Consider the following 19,324-nt stretch of genomic DNA (forward strand, 5'->3'; position numbering starts at 1 on the left):
AGAAATCGGTAGGGATAAAATGCCCCGAGTCAAAACTCGGGGCGAAGTTAGCGTTATTTCGCCATTAGATCTGATGGGATTTCGATGCCCATTTCTTTGTAATAACGCGCCGCACCTGGGTGAAGAGGCACTGGCAAGCCAGCGATCGCTTTCTCAATCGCCATTGCTTTTGTTGCTTTGTGGATACCTTGTAGGAAAGGCAGATTCTCGTAGATCGCTTTGGTTAGTTGGTAAACGTCTTCTTCCGAGATATCTTCACGAACTGCCAAGAAGTTTGGCTGTGCAATGGTGGTGATCGGCTTATCTAGACCCGGATAAGTGTTCGCTGGGATCTCGTACTTCGTCCATAGGTTATAACTGCCATTCGCCTCTTTAATCTGCTCATCGGTAAACGAAAGAATCGAAATGTCTTTACCCAGCGCAGCAAAAGCTTGAGTGACCGCACCAACAGGTACACCCGCAGGCGTGTTCATGCCGTCAATGGTGCCGTTTTGAAGTGCGCTCGCACTGCCGCCGTAACCCATGTACGCAAGGTTAAATTTATCAGGGTCGACCTTCAGACCTTTCATGATTTGGCGACCAGAGTTCTCAGTACCAGAGTTCTTCTTACCGATAGAGAACTTCTTGCCATCTAGGTTGTTCAGGTCAGTCACTGTGCCCGTTTTTGCTAGGTCAGAGCGAACAATAAAGTGCTCAACGTTTTGCCACAGCATAGAGACTGAACGCAGCTGCTCTTGGCGACCGCTTTTCTCATAAGGACCTTTGCCAGACCAAGCCCATGCACCGTAAAGACCTTGTAGAATCGCGAACTGTGCTTCATTTTCGTTCAGCAGTTTGACGTTTTCACCAGAGCCCGCAGAGCTGATTGCAGAAAGGGAGAAGTGGTGCTTTGGAGCCAATTTCACTTTGCTTAACGTCGCCAACGCTACGCCCACAGGATAGTAAGTACCACCTGTCGATGCCGTTGCAAGAATGTAGCTACGATCCTCTGCTGCAGCATTAGCAGCAATACCAAAAGAAGTCACAGCGACAGCCAAAGCTTTTACCAGCTTATTCATTTTCATTATTACTCTCCGTGTAGTCGTTTCACGATTGGGGATTTACATCATGTTAAATCTTTATTAACAACAAATTCCCTAGAGCAATTGAAATGCCAACTTTTAAGTCATTGTATTTGTTGGCCCAAGCACAGAAAGACATCAAAAATGAGCAAAATTCTGCTGATTTGATAGCAAAGTAATGAGCAAGATCTTGCTCATTGAAGAGAAGAAGGTTGCACGCCTAGATCGCAAAAGGTTAATAAAATGTGATCAAGACAAAATAAATGCACGATTCACTAATAAGCAATATTTTGCCGATGCAATTTTGGATTGAACTGCAACTAATGAGCGTCTTAACAATAAGAATAAAAAGCGCATCATTCTAAACTGCTCACTTTATAAGCGGAGGTTTATAGCCTAAACGACTACAAATAGCACAATAATACAGCAAAACAAGCCATGTTAACGAAATGAAAAGTCATTTATTCTAATTTTGAATTTAAAAAGCAGTTCAATCCACCAGTTCAGAAACAAACATTGACCGTATCAACTTATTTTCTACTTCGGGGTTGTGCCAATAGCCCTATGTTCGTTAGGGTAACAACACGCCAAGGCAAACGTATTCCTTGGTGCTTTTTTGTCATTAAGGATCGCTCATGTCAGCAACTGCGCAATTGCAATTCGCTTTAAAACGCCCATCTGGCGTTGCTGCTGCGATCCTCCTGCTCTCTCTGAAACTGATTCAGAGCTGACAGGCTATATCTTAACTTTCTGTCAGCTTGAGAAGAAGCTGACGGGAACACAACATACTCCTCCCATTCCTTTCAGTTTCTTCCAAGCGAAACATAAGAGGAATAACAATGTTAAGCGCACGCAATATCGCCGCTTTGGGCTTCATGACTTTCGCCATGTACTTAGGCGCGGGTAACCTGATCTTCCCTCCATTTTTGGGTTATCAAGCAGGTGAAAACTTTCTGAGCGGGATGTCTGGCTTCCTCTTGACGGGTGTAGGTCTGCCTGCGATGGCACTGGTGATGGTGGCTATCGTAAACGGTTCAGACAAATTAACCGCTGCCCTACCTAAACCTTTGGCGACCAGTTTTTGGGTAATGGTATTTATCGTGATTGGCCCTGCGTTCGTAATACCACGTGCGATTACCGTCGCTTACCAATTTAGCTTTGCGCCAATGTTTGGTGATGCCGCTTTGGTGCCTTTCACTATTGCTTTCTGTGCTATCACCATTTTGTTTGCGCTATACCCGGGCAAATTGGTCGACAACCTAGGCAAGATCTTAACCCCAGCATTGATGGCTATTTTAGTGATCATGTCTGTGACCGCTCTGGTTTATCCAGCCGGCGAGCTTACTACTGCAACGGGACCATACGTATCTGGCGCATTTTCTGAAGGCTTGACCCAAGGCTACATGACCATGGATGCGCTAGGCTCTATCGGTTTTGGTTGGATCATCTTCCGCGCGATTCGCAGCATGGGTGTGGATTGTCCAAAAGCCACCGCAAAATACACGCTAATTGCAGCTTTGATGTACGCGGTTGCAATGGCATTTGTTTACATCTCATTGGCTTACATTGGCTCAACAAGCTCATACTTAGGTTCTGAATTCAGTAACGGTGGCGACATCTTAACGGCGTTCACCTTCAACCACTTTGGCGCGTTTGGTTCACTACTACTAGGTGCCGTGATGGTATTAGCATGTTTGACTACTGCTATCGGCGTAACCACAGCAGGCAGTGAGTTTTACGACAACACTTTCAGCAAAGTGAACTACAAAGGCTGCGTTATTACGACCATGGTGTTGGCTGGTTTGATCGCCAACGTAGGTCTGGAGCAACTATTGGCTATCACATTACCAGCGGTTGTGGCGCTTCACCCAGTAGCGATTGCGTTGATGATCATGGCACCAGTGCGCAACAAGATGTCGCAAATCATGGTCGTCGCGACGGCGTTCACTGCTCTAACGTTTGGTTGTGTTGATGCGCTGCACATCCTAGGTTACATGCCAGAAGCCGCAAACCAATGGTTAGACAGCAACATGCCGCTGTACCACTACTTTGCAAGTTGGATTGTTCCGACGATCGCTATGGTGGTTGTGGGCGTAGTATTTACCCGCAAGGCAAGCCAACAACAAGCCGAGTTGGTGAACCAAGCCTAGATTGGCAAGTACCTTAACAAATAAGTACCTCAACAAAAAACGGCTTCCTCAGAAGCCGTTTGTTCTATGTATAATCAGAGCGATTTAGACCAAACTTCTGCATCTTTTGGTTGAGGGTTCGGCGCGGTAAATCTAACTCGACCATCACATCCGTAATTCGTCCTTGGTGTCGAACTAAGGAATCGTGTAGTACCTTACGTTCAAAGTTGTGTAGCTGAATCGCCAACGGAACGCCTGCTTGCGTCTCTTCGGTTGTAGAAGATGGTCGACTGGAGAGAATTTCCATTACGGAGACGGTTTCATCCAGTGCAAAACGCATCGCGACATTCCTTAGCTCGCGCACGTTACCGGGCCAAGCGTAAGCAAGAATGGCTTTTCTATCGGCTTCACTCAGCGGACGACTCTCAGGATTACTTTTCAGAGCAAAGTGTTCGAACAAGATCAACGCGTCTTCTTCTCGCTCACGTAATGGTGGCAAATAGATCTGCGCCACATTGAGTCGATAGTACAAATCCTGACGAAACTCATCATGATCATTGAGATCTTCTTTCGCGGCGGCGATCACTCTCAAATCAACCGAGATCTGCTGATTACCCCCAACGCGCTCAACCGTATGTTCCTGCAATGAACGTAAGACTTTCACCTGCATAGACAGTGGCATACTCTCGATTTCATCAAAGAATAAGGTGCCTTTATCCGCGTATTCCAATTTACCAATGCGCTTTTTACCCGCTCCGGTAAATGCCCCAGCTTCGTGCCCAAACAGCTCACTTTCAAACAGGTTCTCAGGAATAGCACCACAGTTGATTGGCACAAAATGATGGGTTCTGCGTTGGCTTTCATTGTGCAAACTGGTCGCTACCAGCTCTTTACCACAACCTGTTTCACCGTAAATAATCACGTTAGTATCAATGCGTGCTAACTTGGCAACTTGTTCTCTAAGCTGTTGCATCACTCGGCTTCGCCCAATCAACACTTCTTCTAAGCCACTAACGCTAGATAGGTACTCTTGGCGATCTTGAGTGGATGTTTGTGCGCGATAGCTCTCTACCGCTTCGGTCACTCGTTGGGATAAGCGCTCAGGTTGAAAAGGTTTCTCGATAAAATCGAACGCACCGTTTTGTAACGCCCCTACTGCCATATCGACGTCACCATGTCCGGTGATCAAGATAATCGGCGTTGGAATGTGATTGGCAATCAGGCTTTCTAGTATCGACAAACCATCGGTGTCCGGCAGGCGAACATCACTGACAATCGCATCAAATTCTTGGCTAAGAATGGCCGCTTTGCCCTCTTCGCCTAAACTGAACGCAGTCACATCGAACCCCGCCAGTTGCAGCCATTGACTGGTAGCTTGGCGAACAATGTCATCGTCTTCGATAAGTGCAATTTTAGGGGAGTCGTCAAAAGCCATGAGTTACTGCCTGCTTTATAGGTGGGAAAGAAATCGCTCTTTGTTAACGGTAGCAAAAACCACTGAGGAGAAAAGGAGCTAGATCTCACTTCTTGCTTACAAGTCTTTAACATCCAACCAGTTAGGCGCACTCTTTAAAGACTGTCGGTGAGGACGCATTAGCTGAATGGAGTCAGTATGCAGCGCAAAAGGAATGGCAAAACATGGCTTGTGGTCGCAATTGCGGCAGTGCTGATGTTGTCTTGCTATAGCGCCAGCAGAGAGGTTGCCCGTCAGTGGTTGAGCGTACAAACTCAAACCGAAGCTCAACAAAAGCTGCTCGACTATATTGGTGAAGTTCGTCGAGCACTTAAACGCTTCTACCATCTGCCTTACCTTGTTACCAACAATCCAGAAACCATCGCGTTTGTGAAAGGAAACCGAACTTATTACGAACCGTTGCAAACCCAACTGACTCAACTCGATAAAGCTGCCAATACAGAAGGGTGGTTAATCCTGTCTAACTCTGGCGAAGTATTGGTATCGAGTTTGATAGAAGAGCGCTTTAGCCTGTCTGACCGAAAAGCCATTGTGGAACAAATTCACAATCAAGGCGGCGGTGTTTCCTTGGTGAACAAAACCAAAGGTTCGAGCCCATTGTATTATCTTGCAGCCCCTATCTACGACGGTCTAGATATCGCAGGCATTGTGGTGGTGCAAATCAACCTGAGCTTATTGACCGAACAGACCATTACTAGCCAAGACATCATTACGTTGCAAAATCGCCAGCAACGCTTTTTCCTATCGAGCAGCTCGCTTTATAACGCTGACTGGTTTAACGAACCGAGCAATACCGTTCAGTTAGAAACGCAACGCTTATACGACAACACCAATATCAGTGTGTGGACGCTCAACCAGCAACGTTATTTTGCGCACACCGTTAAATTGGATGATTTGAATTGGTACGTAAGCTACCTCACCCCTTCTAAGCCGATTCAACAAACCATAAACGTGATTGGTTGGAGCGTAGCAGCGCTGATCTTGTTGGTTGTATTACTCGTCATCATTGGTCTACAGCGTCGCCAGAAACACATCAACCAACAGCGAATTCAAGCTCTGTTGGAAGAATCCCAACGCCGCTTAAAACAAATGATCAATAAGACCCACGTAGGTTTGCTATTGATTGATGAACAAGGGCAACTGTTCGATCTCAACCCAATGGCGAAGCGTTTGTTCTGTTTACCGGAAAGCGTCAATCGACACGCTTTTGCTTGGGAATTATTCGACGCAGGCAATCCCAATTCCACCACACTTAAATTACTGAAGGACTTGCCTAAACATAAAGAGCTCGCAGAGATCAGCACGGTCGAAACCATAGCCAGACGTAGTGACGGTAGCGTCTTCCCTGTCCTATTTTCTCTGACCAGTTTTCCATGGCATGGCGAGCAGTATTTCCTTGCGACGATCATCGATATCAGCAAGCGGAAAAAAGCCGAGCAATCACTGCAACAGGTCAACCAAGAACTGGCGCAGCGGGTAGAAGAGCGAACTCAAGCGCTAAAAGAAGCGCAAAGCCAATTAATTGAATCGAGCAAAATGGCAGCCTTAGGTCGCATGTCAAGCGCGCTCACTCATGAGCTCAATCAGCCACTAACAGGCTTGCGAACCCTGCTCACAACAAACGAGCTGCTAGCGGAACGTGGCGAAACCGAGATGATGAAAGCCAACAATGTCTTAGTACAGAAACTGATTGATCGCATGGCAAGCATGACCAGTCAGCTAAAGACATTTGCTTACAACAAGCCAGAAAGACTACAAGAGATTTCCCTCACAACCGCTTTAGAAGAAACCCTACGAGTTTATCAATCTCAATTAGAGAACGTTGACGTGCGTGTACGTGTTCCTCACGATTTACCTAACATCATGGGTGAAGAACAACGACTGCTTCAAGTGCTCGGCAATCTTGTGTCAAACGCATTGGATGCAATGGACCAAACCGACAATCCGCAGCTGAGTTTGATCGTCAATCCAACAGAAAATCAAGTTGAACTGCTTGTCAGTGATAATGGCTGCGGCGTGTCGGATGAGATGCTTGAATCCATGTTCGAACCATTCCAAACCTCAAAGAAAATTGGTAAAGGTTTAGGACTCGGTTTAGCGATCACGGCTAATAACATGCGTGACATGGGTGGCAGTATTTCTGTGCGCATAAACCACTCCAAAGGCCTTTCCTTTGAGCTTATTTTTATAGCTGCCTAGAAAGTAATCAATAACCACATATTTTTGCTCAAATATATTTACAAGATAATTGATAAGAGCGTCTAAATAATGAGACAATTTACATAAGTTGCATAAGCAGACAAAAACCAACGTCTGCACACCTATAACAATGCAACTGTAAATCCGATCTATTCAATTGCTTCGGCAACAAAAATATAAAGTAACAATGGAAACGTTATGAACAAATTAGCTTTTGCAGTGGCTAGTGCACTAACCGTGCTTTCAACACAATCAATTGCGGCACCATACGTCGCAGATGCTCGCAGCCATGCGATGGGTAACACTGGTGTGGTTTCAGCAGATTACCTAACAGCCCCACTTCACAACCCTGCTCTTGGTGCGTTATATCGTGAAAACGATGATGTCGGCCTACTTCTGCCTGCATTTGGTATCAATGCGAATGACAAAGATGAAGCGCTTACCACTGTCGAAGATGCGCAAGACCTGTACGATCGCATTAAAGGCATGCCAACACCTGCAGATGAGGCAGAAATGTCTCGCTTACTAGATAAGCTCGATGATAGTGCTCCAGTAGCAATCAACGGTGGTCTAGGTCTGGCTATCGCAATCCCGACTCGCCATGTTTCAATCAACCTATTTAGTACAGGTTACGTTGAAGTGATCGCGGCTCCAGACATTGCTGATTCTGGTACGGTAGAGCAGCGCTACCTGAACTCAAACGTTGAGCTAGTGGCATTTGGCACTGCTGAATACGGCGTTTCATTTGCACGCAACTTTGAGCTAGGCGGCCAAAACATCGCGTTTGGTATCTCTCCTAAATACCAACAATTGATGACCTACTCTCAGCGCACTTCTCTAGATGATTTTGATGTCGAAGATTACGATAAGAGTGAAGTATCAAAGAGTGCCTTCAACATGGATCTAGGCATGGCGTGGCACAAAAATGCATTCCGCGCTGGTATCACTATTAAAGATCTGTTCAAACAAGACATCGATACAGAACTTGGCGGGTACACTTACGAACTCACCCCTCAAGCAACTGTAGGTCTTGGTTATGCAAGCGACTACGTTTCATTTAGCATTGATGCCGACTTAACCAAGCAAAAACGTTTCAAAGAACTAGCAGACGACACTCAATTTGTTCGAGTTGGTATTGAAGGCAATGCTTGGGGTTGGGCACAACTACGAGCAGGTTATGAGATGGATCTAGAAGATACTTTAGAAAACTCAATTACTGCAGGTATTGGCATCAGCCCATTTGATGTCGTTAGCTTAGACATCGCAGGCTCTTATGCTGGTGAAAACCAACTAGGTGCAGCGGCAAACCTAGCATTTACTTTCTAAATGTTATCTCCAGCCTTGCATAAGCGGGGCTGGAACTCTATTTCCAACTATTCTGATTTACCCCCCCCTTCCGATTAAAAAAATACCAGTTGAGCCATATTCTCCCGAAGCTTGAGAAAAACACGATCTCAATATCAGAATCCCTCTTTGACCTACACTATTCTCAAATACAGAAAACACATATTTCAAAACAATAAAGAGTGAGAAACATGATTAAGTTTCCTGAACATTTTCTTTGGGGCGGTGCCATTGCTGCTAACCAAGTAGAAGGGTCGTACAACCTTGGGGGTAAAGGGTTATCGACTTCGGACATGCTGCCAAACGGTATTTTGAGTCCGCATCAAACCCGTGAAGAGCGTACGCCGGGTATCAAAGACCTGGCAATTGACTTCTACAATCGCTACCCAGAAGACATTGCGCTGTTCAAAGAGATGGGCTTTAACTGTCTGCGCCTGTCTTTGGCGTGGAGCCGCATCTTCCCGAACGGTGACGAGCTAGAACCGAACGAAGAAGGTTTGGCGTTCTACGATAAAATTTTTGATGAGCTAGCGAAGCAGGATATCCAGCCTTTCGTGACCTTATCTCACTACGAAATGCCTTACGCACTGGTTGAAAACTACGGCGGTTGGGGCGATCGTCGCGTGATCGAGTTCTTCGAACGTTATGCTCGCACCGTGCTTGAACGCTACAAAGACAAAGTGAAGCTGTGGCTAACGTTTAACGAAATCAACATGTCTCTGCATGCGCCATTTACTGGTGTCGGCTTGCAAGAAGACGCCAATGAGCAAGAGATTTACCAAGCGATTCACCACCAGCTAGTGGCAAATGCGAAAGCGGTAAAACTGTGTCAGCAAATCGTACCAAACGGCAAGATTGGCAATATGCTGCTTGGCGCTCTCTACTATCCATACACCTGCAATCCAAACGACGTGCTAACTGCAATGCATGAAAACAACAAGTGGTTGTTCTTCGGTGATGTGCAAACACGTGGCCAGTACCCGGGCTACATGAAGCGTTACTTCCGTGAAAACGGCATTGAAATTCAGATGGAAGCAGGCGACTTAGAAGAAATCGCATCGGCAAGTGTCGACTTCATCTCATTCAGCTACTACGCAAGTGGTTGTGCGAGTGCGGATCCAAAACAGAAAGAGGTGGGGAACATCGTCGATGGAGTACCGAACCCATACCTTGAAAAGAGCCAATGGGGCTGGTTAATTGATCCGAAAGGCCTGCGCGTTCTGCTTAACTTCCTACATGATCGCTACCAAAAACCGCTGTTCGTCGTAGAAAACGGCTTAGGTGCGCGTGATGAAATCGATGAAAACGGTCAGATTCAAGATGATTACCGCATCGCTTACCTGAACGACCACCTTGTGCAAGCACACGAAGCAATTCTTGATGGCGTTGAGCTGATGGGTTTCACCAGTTGGGGGCCAATCGATTTGGTCGCAAACTCAACCGCTGAGATGAGCAAGCGTTACGGTTACATCTACGTTGATCGCCACAACGATGGCCAAGGCACGTTAGAACGCAAACGTAAGAAGAGCTTCTTCTGGTATCAAGATGTGATTCGTACTGCTGGCGGATCTCTAAAAAGCTAGCCTTAGTAAGCAACTCATCAGAAATAACAAAGCCCTGTAAACACAGGGCTTTTCTTATTCCCGATTATCAGTCATATGACCTATTGGTTAAACACCAATTTCACCACCGTCTTCACGGCGAATAACCACCGTTGCGGCACGTGGACGAATCGACATCCCCGCTGGAGTCTCTTCCGCAGCATTATCGCTGTATGGCCAGTTACCCGGATGCTGAATGTTCACGAACAGCGATTTGTAATCTGGGCTGATGGTAAAGCCGGTCACTTCACAGCCGTTAGGACCAACAAAAAAACGCTTCAGTTCCGCTTGGTTCTCTGCACCAATCACCTCTTGCGTGCCGTTTTCATCTGTCAGTTTTGATGGCACGACAGCAAGCATTTGATCATTGGTGTAGGACGTCACTTCATCTGCACCATTATCCGTTTGAATCCAAAGGATGCCGCGAGGGTCAAACGCCAAACCGTCTGGGCTCGCAAACTGGTTAAGCTCCGTCAAGCTCGAACGGTTAGTGTCCGCATCACCGTTTGCTGGAGAACCAAACACAAAGATATCCCACGTAAAGTCTGTTGCCGCTTCGCCTTCGTCCCAGCGAATTACATGACCAAACTTGTTGTTCAGACGAGGGTTGGCTGGGTTAGTTTCCTCTGTACGCTTGGTGTTGTTCGTTAGCGTTAGATAAACCGAACCTGTGAACGGGTCAACGGTACACCACTCAGGACGATCCATAGGTGTTGCACCAACAAGGTCTGCTGCGCCTGCCGTATTTAGGATAATCTCTGCTAGCGAGTTAAAGTTGTCTGCCAGCTTACCACCAGAAACTGTCGCGCTATCTAGTGTTAGTGGTAGCCAAGTACCAGAGCTGTCTTCATTAAAGCGCGCCACATACAGAGTGCCTTCATCCATGTACTTATCACCCGTTGCCAAACGGTTCGCTGGATTAGCATCTGTTGGATCCCATGCTGCTGCAGATTCAAATTTGTATAGGTACTCAAAACGAGAATCGTGGCCAGAGTAAAAGACCACAGGCTTACCTTCTTCAAGCTTACCGAACGTACAGCCTTCGTGACGGAAACGACCTAGCGCCGTACGCTTTTTCGCGCGTGAGTTTTGCGTGTAAGGGTCAATTTCTACAATGTAACCATGACCGTTTGCTTCGTTACGGTAATCGTCCAATGCGCTTGCACCAGTTGGTTCTACATTGAATCGTGTGAACTCGTCTAAACGTTCCTCAGCGTTGCCCGCCAACGTTTCCCATAAGTAACGAGTGCGCTCATCGTCGACACCAATACGATCTTGCTCTTCAGTGCGAACACCTGCGTTGACGAAGTAACCCGGCCAGTTCTCTTCACACGTTAGGTACGTGCCCCAAGGCGAGAAACCATTACCACAGTTGTTCAGTGTGCCACGTGCTTGGCTGCCATCTTGAGAGAAGCGAGTCACGGCCAATTCTGTATTTGCCACAGGACCAGATAAGTCCATGACCGTAGCACCGGTGTAACGGCGGTTTAGTGGGTCGGTATCCACTAGCTTCCACATGTTGTCTTCAAGTTGAACGCGAACCACAGAGACACCATGTGCGTTAATTTCTTTACGAACTTCGTCGACGATAGTGCGCACACCGCCCACAACGGTTGGACCACTTGGATGCAATGCTGAAGTATCAATGTACTCGTGGTTAATACACAACAAGCCATCAGTATCACTGTCATTTAGTGAGAAAAAGTGCATGCCATCGTGGTGCATACCCAGCGCATTCAGCTGATCAGTACTCGTGTTACTACCATCATCTTTCCAGGCATTACCTTGTGCGTTTAGCGGCGTCCCCCAAGGCACTAATACCTGTGCGATATAACCTTGCGGAATCGAAACTGCATCCGTCAGAGAGCCCGGAATAGAATCAAAATTCAATACTGCGCTAGACACGTTAGACCCATTCCCAGCTGAAGTACCCGAGCTAGACGAGTTGCACCCAGATAAACCAAATGCACCAAAAGCGGTCATTGCACTAATACCTAAACCACCTTTCAGGATACTGCGTCGAGAGAGGCTCGCTTCCAGTACTTCTTCAAAAGGCTTGTTATTACTCTGGTTGTAACGCTTCGCGTCGAAGGTTTCCTTACTCATGGTGTTGCTTTCCCAGTGTTAGGTTGAATTATAGGTTTGTAAAGCGAGGGGAATTTTGGAAGATAAAAGTGACAGATTTAGTCTATCTTTATGAAGTTTGCGTTTCGAAAATGTTATAAGATCATCATCTATTCTACCTAATCCCGATTTTGCTTGGGCTAAGCTAGATTTGGGGGTATAAGGTTTATACTCAAGTAACTTCAAAATCCCCCTAAAGGGCGAGGTTACTTAAGAACATTTAAATCATCCACGAGAGATAATCATGAAACTAGATAAAATCGATAACAAAAATCGTCGTCTGCGTAAAAAGCTATTCCTAGGCGAATTCGCTATCCTAGGTTTTGAAATCAGCTGTGAAACAGACATTAACGACTTCGACCGTTACGATGCATTCGTTGATGAGTTTATCGACTACATTGATGGCCTAAACCTTTGTTTCGGCGGCGGTGGTCTTGAACTGTTTGAAGGCTTCCTATGTTCAACTGGGCGTTACGAAAGCGCGACTGAAGAACAAAAAGCACAAGTTTTGGCTTGGCTACAAGCTCGTCCAGAAGTTAGCAGCGCAAAAGCTGGCGAATTAGTTGACGCAAACTACCTGTAATTACAGAGCCATTCCGTAATACAAATAATTGAGAAAGCTGGTCTTCGGACTGGCTTTTTTGCGTTTTGGGCAATGATTTTGTGCTAAATGCACCAAGGCTTGGAAAGCGGATAGTTTTTGGGGTATTGGGAAACTTTGGTATTTGGAAAGAGTTAGTGTGCTAGATAATTTTAGAGCTGGCGTTCTATGGAGGGTCATCCGTCCATTGCCAGCTCAGTGTCACGAGTGTGGTTAACTATGCTTTTTTAGCAGCGTCAGTTTTTGTGTCTTTCCAATATTGAATACGTACACGATGCAACTGTGCTCTTCTCATCTTTTTCATAGTAATCTCCCTCATCTATATAGGTAGCGCTCATCATGAGCTTATTGTCTAAGGTTGTTTTCCCCTTCAATCTATCGGGGAATGGACAAATTAACCGTGATTGATTTCACAACATAATGACAAAACATGCCGTGTTGCAGTCAATTTTTGAACAGTTCGACTGCGTTTTATCGTATGGCAAGGGTTAACCTATCCACTGAATATGACAAATTAATGGCAATCAAGTTCCCTATTTCATCTGTCATTGAATCTTAATAATGATTCTTGAATAACCTAGCAAGTAATATACCAGTTGCACATTAATTCCCGTTCAGCGCTCAGCTATAATGCTCATGAACTCTGGCTAAGGCTGAATCCGCTGCTGATAGTGTTGGCGGTAATCTCTCGGAGTAAGCCCTTTATAAGTCTTAAAATGGCGATTAAACAAGGCTTGGTTTCGATACCCTACTCGTTCAAACACTATCCCAATCGGTAACTCTGTCGATTGCAGTAAGTCCGCTGCGTGATTAATACGCAGCTTCATCAAGCGCTGGCTAAAGGGTTCTTTAAAGTGCTTTTGAAATAATCGAGTCACGGCACTTTCACTAAGCGATAAATCGTTCGCTAAGTCGGCAAGGGTTATTTTACGAGCAAAGTGCTGCTCAAGGTACGCATTGACCTTAGCAACCCGCTCTCTTTCTTGTTGCTCATGTTCACTCAGCGAGAGGTAAGAATGCGTCATCAGTGTTTTTGCGGCTTCATCATGAGCAAGCAAAGAGAGAACATGAATAAAACGGGCAAGCTGTTCGATTGCAGGGACTTTCATCAGCTCATGCATCAAGTCCACCACTTGTTGGGCCGTTCCCTTAGAAAAGACCACACCTTTATTGGCCGCTTTTAATAACGGGTCAAGTTTACGTAGCTCCGTGCAATAAAACATGAGGTTGGAAATCCACTCACGCTTAAACCAAACCACGTGTGTCTCACAATTGTCTTTCGAAGACGTAGAGCAAAAAGAATGCGGAACGCCAGGGGCAATCAACAACATCTGATTATGTTCGATATCCATCTCGCAATGGCCGACATTTAACACTCCATGAAAATGACGATGAATAACCAACTCATACACATCATCATGAAAGTGTAAATCAGACTGCTTTGTTGACTCATCAATTCGACGATAACGCCAAGAAAAGCCTGGTCTCTGAGGTATTTTTTCAATGTACGCCATTCATCACCCTACTAGATAATATTGCTCTACGCGTAAATAGTATCAGTAATGCAGGTCGATTCTTCATTACGCCTCAATAGTATTGATATTAAGCGGCATACTATCAACTTAGCCTCGTCTCGCTCCTTATTCTTGCCTCATAAAGACGCTAACTAAAGGAGCTGTTATGAGTAACTTCAAAACCAAGCTACGCCGGATCATGCAGAAAACTCGCGATGAATGGGCCATGTTTGCAGTACAAGAGATGGGGATTTCATCAGAAACAATCGCTAAATCTTATGGCTACAATTCGAGTTGTGATCTTGAGCAAACTCTCAGACAAGGCGAAAAAGACAACGATTCGTACATTCGCTCGGAATCTTGTGCGAGATCTCTTACAAGCAATGTAAGTAAAACGACCATCTTTGACTAAGAACAAGTCGAACAACAACCTTAAGCAATTGAAAAATAAAACTTATATCTTTTTAAGCAATATCCGCTGCCAAAGTTTTTTTACCTAGCTGATTGAGAGTAATCAGCAAAACAACAATACTAAACATGTCGACAGGATGTTGGCGGGAACAGGAAAAAAGCCTAAAGGATTGGGTATCTTCAGGATGAAGATTTGGTAGCTTAGGATGAGTTATCAGCAAGGATGTAGTTAAGCTCTAGGATAGAGTTCGCCCGTCAGGATGATAGGCAAGAATGGACACCGCTAGGAAGGCGATGAACAAGGAACTCGGTTAAAGGACTTAGCCACAATCAAGGATAGATGCAGGGAGCACCTATTAGTAGCCGGATTGCTGCGAAAAAGAATAAGCCCCGTCTGGGAAACCAGGCGGGGTTTTATTTTGCCTGTCATTTATCTGCACCTCTGCGCTCAGCTATGCATCATGCTATTATTTCAGCAATTTCTCTAGCAGACGATACCCTATGCTGAATCCAGTTTGGTTACATACGTTTAAAACCCTTGTCGAAGTCGGTCACTTTACTCAGACGGCTGAAAAGCTCTATATGACACAACCCGGTGTCAGCCAACACATCAAAAAGTTGGAACAAGCTTGTCAGCATCCCTTAATTAAACGCGAGAACAAAAGCTTCGAACTCACCGAGCAAGGCCGCATGGTATATGCCTACGCGTTAGAGCTAGAAGAAAAAGAGAAAAGCCTACTAGAAGATTTGAGCTTTGACGATCCGCACGCTGGATACTGCAAGCTCGCATGCTCTGGGGCGCTTGCCTTAAGGTTGTTTGATCCTCTACTTGAAAAGCAGAAACAACATAAAGGCTTATCGATTCACCTAGAAGCTGCGCCTAACCAATCCATTCTTAATGGCGTTGCTGAGGGTCGAATTGATATGGGCATCGTGACCTACTCACCAAATAAAAGTGTGTTTCAAAGTGAACAAATTGGTCGAGAAACATTGTGTCTGATCTTACCTAAATCCCACCAAGGAAAAGCACTAACGCCTGAGCGGCTTCGAAGTTGCGGCGTCATAGGGCATCCTGATGCTGAACATTATATGACGTTGTTTTTCGACCAATGTGCAGAACCTTTACTCAAAGAGATCAAGGTCAGTGACATGCCATTATCGGGCTACGTAAACCAACTCAGTCAGATTCTATTGCCCGTTAGCAAAGGACTGGGTTTTACCGTTTTGCCACGCAGTGCGGTAGAAAGTTTTTCATTAAGAGAAGAGTTGTATGTCGCTGAGTTAAAACAGCCCGTATATGAAGATCTGTTTTTGGTGAGAAAGCGCAGCCGCGCATTACCGTTGCGCTACCAGACTATTAAAGAAGTGCTATTGGATGTGATTGGTAGTGCTCATCAATGATGTTAGCCACTCTTCGCTGGTAATGCGTTTATCTTGGCAATCCACCCAATATGGTTTGCCAGATAACCAGCTCTTCGAAGCGACTTCCTTTATAAACACATCCACAGAATCAACGTCGTCTTTGGCGTAATCCCATTTATTGCGCATGTGTTCTGCCGCTTCTTGATTAGTGTACGTCTTGCCATTGCGGATAAAGGTGCAGGAGGATTGTTCAACTCGCTTTATTAACGTCGAGATATCTTCCTCTACTCCAGCTAGTACAAAAGTAGGCAGAATGCTTAATGTAAGTAACAACGTACACTTTGCTTTCATCACATCTTTGTCCTTATCTCTAGCCACGTAACTACTACCAAGTAATTACTAATAAGTGACTTAACTATTCTGGTGTTTGGCTGTTTAGCTCAGCGATTATTGCCACCATGCCTTAGCAGGCTGAGGCTCCGCAATCGCCAAGCGTTGGCCAATCTCAGGGCTCACTAACATTACACCGCGCTCTTCACTGATGTCTAACGCGCGCTGCATTGGTTCATTCCAATCATGCATCGATAAATCAAACGTACTGTTGTGAATCGGCATCATCACTTTGCCCTGTACATCAATGTGTGCTTGAACGCTTTGCTCAGGGAACATATGAATATCTGACCAGAGATCGTTATATGCGCCTGTTTCGATCATAGTGAAATCAAACGGGCCGTACTTTTCGCCAATCTCTTTAAAGCCATTGAAGTAACCCGAGTCACCACTGAAGAACACTTTATGTTGCTGTGCATTAATAACCCAACTCCCCCACAACGTCGCATCACGGTCTGTCAAACCTCGACCAGAAAAATGCTGAGTCGGAGTCAGTGTATATTCAATGCCGTCGACAGAATGTGACTCCCACCAATCTAGCTCGATCACTTTCTCCTTAGGCACGCCCCAGTTCACCAGCAAATGCCCCACTTTTAACGGCACCAAGAAAGTGCCTACTTTGTCGCCTAGCACTTTGATAGAAGCTTTATCTAGGTGATCGTAATGGTCATGGCTGATCACCACTACATCAATATTTGGCAAATCTTGCAAAGTGATTGGTGTTTGGTGGAAACGCTTTGGTCCTGCCCATTGGACAGGAGATGCTCGGTCACTAAAGACAGGATCGGTCATCACCAATTTGCCATCAAGCTTCATCAACACGCTCGAATGACCAAGCCGGTATATGACGTCATCTTGTTCTTCTAGTAATTGTGTCGCAGTCATCGCATGCACTGGAACTTCAATCGTTGGCGTTGGGTTTGCACGCTCAGTCGTGAAGTACGCTTTCATGATGCCGAACATATCACCCAAGCCGCTTTTGTATTCCAACTCTGTGTTTGCAAATTTGTCCGGGTATGTTGGCGCTTTTTCAGTATCAACATTAGAACAAGAAATCATTGATGTACCCATCGCGAACGCTCCTACTGTGGCTAGCAAAGTTTTTTTCATAAAAAGTTAACCCGAACAAAAGTAAACTACACGGTGCAGTTTACATTCAAATTATCAAAAGTAAACTACTTAGTGTAAAATAGATCCAGAAATGATCTTCTTAACTCGGCAAATTTATGAATGTAAAAAGAAAAGGTCGTAGTGAGACCAAAAGAGAAGCGATCCTGTGCGCAGCAAAGCAAGCGTTCCAAGAGTTTGGGGTTCAGAACACCAGCATGGATAAGCTCTCTGCTATTGCGCAAGTCTCTAAGCGCACCGTCTATAATCACTTCCCTTCTAAAGAAGCGATCGTGACCGAGTTACTGACCGAGCTTTGGCGCTCGTCAATGATGGACAGCGATATTGAGCGCTTGCCATCGCTGCCACTCAAAGAGCAATTGATTGAATTGCTCTATAGCGAGATCATAGTGGTCACAGAACCAAACTATATTGAGTTAGCGAAAGTAGCATTTGGCCACTTCTTATTTAAGCCGGAAGAGCTCAAAGAGCAAGCAGAGCAAATGTCGAAGCAAGAAACCGCGTTGTATCGCTGGCTTATTCAGCAATCAGAGAAAAACACGTTGAAGATTGATGATGTGGACTTGGCAAGCATTCAATTGCACAACTTACTCAAAGGCAGTGCATTTTGGCCACAACTGATGGGGATTCGTGCTTCCTTAACGAACGAAGAGTCCAGATGCCTAGCCACCCAAACGGCTGAACTCTTCTTAAGTCACTACCAAAACAGCTAAAAGAAAGCGGTCAAATGGCCGCTTTTTTCAGTTTTGTCACATCGAAAAATGATGAATTTTTGACTCAATTTTCTTTTTCTCACCCTTGACAGTCGCACACAGCAAGGCTTGAGAGTTCGATAAATTATTTTTGTCGTATCGACGATATTTTTTCGTTTTCATCGAATGAGAAAACGCCCTAAGGTGCGCACCTCTGACGACGTGGTTGTCCAACCACAATTCTAAGTCGCTGATGAGAGTGGATTCTGTCACATCAATTAAACCCACTCACTATACTCTATATTTATATTTTTAATTTGGTACTGACTTACTAAGGAATTGCCATGCGTATTGCTATTCTTTCTCGTAATGAGAATCTATATTCAACCATGCGCCTAAAGCAGGCGGGTGAAGAGCGCGGACATCAAGTTGATGTGATCGATACTCTGCACTGTTATATGGATATTACGAGTAACAACCCTAAGATTCGTTACATGGGTGAAGAATTGCCAAAGTATGACGCGGTTATTCCTCGCATCGGTGCATCTATCACTTTCTACGGTACAGCGGTTGTACGTCAGTTTGAAATGATGGGCACATTCTGTGTGAACGAGTCAGTAGCAATCAGCCGCTCTCGTGACAAGCTACGCTCTATGCAATTGCTATCGCGTAAAGGCATTGGTCTACCTCGCACAGGTTTTGCGCATCACCCTGACAACATTCAGGACGTGATCAAAAACGTTGGTGGCGCACCATTAGTTATCAAGCTACTTGAAGGTACACAAGGTATCGGCGTTGTACTTGCAGAAACAACTAAAGCGGCAGAAAGCGTTATCGAAGCATTCATGGGTCTAAAAGCGAACATCATGGTGCAAGAGTTCATTGAAGAAGCAAACGGTGCTGATATCCGCTGCTTCGTTGTAGGTAACAAAGTTATCGCAGCAATGAAGCGTCAAGCTAAAGAAGGTGAGTTCCGTTCTAACCTTCACCGTGGTGGTTCTGCTGAGCTAGTGAAACTAACCAAAGAAGAGCGCGCAACCGCGATCAACGCAGCAAAAGTCATGGGTCTAAACCTATGTGGTGTTGATATTCTTCAATCGAAGAACGGTCCTGTTGTGATGGAAGTGAACTCTTCTCCAGGTCTTGAAGGCATCGAAACAGCAACAGAAAAAGACGTTGCGGGCATGATCTTCGACTTCATCGAGAAGAACGCAAAACCAAACGCTAACCGTACTCGCGGTAAAGGCTGATAATTGTTTGAGTGAGAGCCTCTAAACTGGGCTCTCTTTATCAC

The 19,324-nt window shown here is 45.4% G+C and carries 15 protein-coding genes; 9 read left to right on the plus strand and 6 right to left on the minus strand.

All coding sequences use genetic code 11. The annotated features are described in order from the left end of the window. Positions 1–53 precede the first annotated feature (53 nt). A complete protein-coding gene (locus B853_RS25650; protein ID WP_038885496.1) occupies positions 54–1,064 on the minus strand; it encodes a TAXI family TRAP transporter solute-binding subunit in 1,011 nt (336 codons plus the stop codon). Positions 1,065–1,900: 836 nt separating this feature from the next. Between B853_RS25650 and brnQ the strand changes: the two genes are divergently transcribed. Continuing rightward, the gene (gene brnQ, locus B853_RS25660; RefSeq protein WP_038885495.1) at positions 1,901–3,211 is read left to right on the plus strand and encodes a branched-chain amino acid transport system II carrier protein; all 1,311 of its coding nucleotides are present in this window, start codon (positions 1,901–1,903) and stop codon (positions 3,209–3,211) included. 64 nt (positions 3,212–3,275) lie between these two features. Here brnQ and B853_RS25665 read toward each other — a convergent pair whose 3' ends face one another. Next, entirely contained in the window at positions 3,276–4,625 is a 1,350-nt protein-coding gene (locus B853_RS25665; RefSeq protein ID WP_038885494.1) for a sigma-54-dependent transcriptional regulator, read from the minus strand. A 177-nt stretch (positions 4,626–4,802) separates the two neighbouring features. On the opposite strand from B853_RS25665, the gene B853_RS25670 reads away from it, so the two are divergent. From B853_RS25670 to B853_RS25680, 3 genes are all read left to right on the plus strand, one after another. Next, positions 4,803–6,863: a sensor histidine kinase gene (locus B853_RS25670; protein WP_038885493.1), complete on the plus strand. Its 2,061-nt coding sequence runs from the start codon at positions 4,803–4,805 to the stop codon at positions 6,861–6,863. A gap of 198 nt (positions 6,864–7,061) precedes the next feature. After that, positions 7,062–8,189 (plus strand): conjugal transfer protein TraF, encoded by a 1,128-nt coding sequence (locus tag B853_RS25675; protein ID WP_010453246.1) that lies wholly within the window; start codon positions 7,062–7,064, stop codon positions 8,187–8,189. A 209-nt stretch (positions 8,190–8,398) separates the two neighbouring features. Then, positions 8,399–9,790 (plus strand): glycoside hydrolase family 1 protein, encoded by a 1,392-nt coding sequence (locus B853_RS25680; RefSeq protein WP_038885492.1) that lies wholly within the window; start codon positions 8,399–8,401, stop codon positions 9,788–9,790. A gap of 87 nt (positions 9,791–9,877) precedes the next feature. Here the strand turns inward: B853_RS25680 and B853_RS25685 are convergent, their stop codons facing one another. After that, positions 9,878–11,914: a PhoX family protein gene (locus B853_RS25685; RefSeq protein ID WP_128827056.1), complete on the minus strand. Its 2,037-nt coding sequence runs from the start codon at positions 11,912–11,914 to the stop codon at positions 9,878–9,880. Between the two features lie 262 nt (positions 11,915–12,176). Here B853_RS25685 and B853_RS25690 point away from each other — a divergent pair, with 262 nt between their 5' ends. Further along, entirely contained in the window at positions 12,177–12,515 is a 339-nt protein-coding gene (locus tag B853_RS25690) for a YggL 50S ribosome-binding family protein (RefSeq protein ID WP_010453251.1), read from the plus strand. 665 nt (positions 12,516–13,180) lie between these two features. Here B853_RS25690 and B853_RS25695 read toward each other — a convergent pair. Continuing rightward, positions 13,181–14,047: a helix-turn-helix domain-containing protein gene (locus tag B853_RS25695; RefSeq protein ID WP_038887383.1), complete on the minus strand. Its 867-nt coding sequence runs from the start codon at positions 14,045–14,047 to the stop codon at positions 13,181–13,183. 166 nt (positions 14,048–14,213) lie between these two features. Between B853_RS25695 and B853_RS25700 the strand changes: the two genes are divergently transcribed. Together B853_RS25700 and B853_RS25705 are read left to right on the plus strand one after the other, a co-directional pair. Then, complete coding sequence (locus B853_RS25700) at positions 14,214–14,459, plus strand: hypothetical protein (RefSeq protein WP_038887384.1); 246 nt, start codon at positions 14,214–14,216, stop codon at positions 14,457–14,459. A gap of 500 nt (positions 14,460–14,959) precedes the next feature. Beyond that, positions 14,960–15,859: a LysR family transcriptional regulator gene (locus B853_RS25705; RefSeq protein ID WP_038887386.1), complete on the plus strand. Its 900-nt coding sequence runs from the start codon at positions 14,960–14,962 to the stop codon at positions 15,857–15,859. Here the strand turns inward: B853_RS25705 and B853_RS25710 are convergent. Both B853_RS25710 and B853_RS25715 read right to left on the minus strand, forming a co-directional pair. After that, on the minus strand, positions 15,827–16,171 hold the full coding sequence (locus B853_RS25710; RefSeq protein ID WP_010453255.1) for a DUF5329 family protein: 345 nt from the start codon (positions 16,169–16,171) through the stop codon (positions 15,827–15,829). The two genes, B853_RS25705 and B853_RS25710, sit on opposite strands and share 33 nt — an antisense overlap. A 96-nt stretch (positions 16,172–16,267) precedes the next feature. Continuing rightward, a complete protein-coding gene (locus tag B853_RS25715; protein ID WP_038887388.1) occupies positions 16,268–17,281 on the minus strand; it encodes an MBL fold metallo-hydrolase in 1,014 nt (337 codons plus the stop codon). Positions 17,282–17,436: 155 nt separating this feature from the next. Here B853_RS25715 and B853_RS25720 point away from each other — a divergent pair, with 155 nt between their 5' ends. Together B853_RS25720 and rimK are read left to right on the plus strand one after the other, a co-directional pair. Then, on the plus strand, positions 17,437–18,051 hold the full coding sequence (locus B853_RS25720; protein ID WP_038887390.1) for a TetR/AcrR family transcriptional regulator: 615 nt from the start codon (positions 17,437–17,439) through the stop codon (positions 18,049–18,051). Positions 18,052–18,374: 323 nt separating this feature from the next. Next, complete coding sequence (gene rimK / locus B853_RS25730; RefSeq protein WP_010453259.1) at positions 18,375–19,280, plus strand: 30S ribosomal protein S6--L-glutamate ligase; 906 nt, start codon at positions 18,375–18,377, stop codon at positions 19,278–19,280. Positions 19,281–19,324 lie beyond the last annotated feature (44 nt).

Origin of the sequence: Vibrio rotiferianus CAIM 577 = LMG 21460 (assembly GCF_002741985.1) — a bacterium.
In the GTDB taxonomy this organism is placed as follows: domain Bacteria; phylum Pseudomonadota; class Gammaproteobacteria; order Enterobacterales; family Vibrionaceae; genus Vibrio; species Vibrio rotiferianus.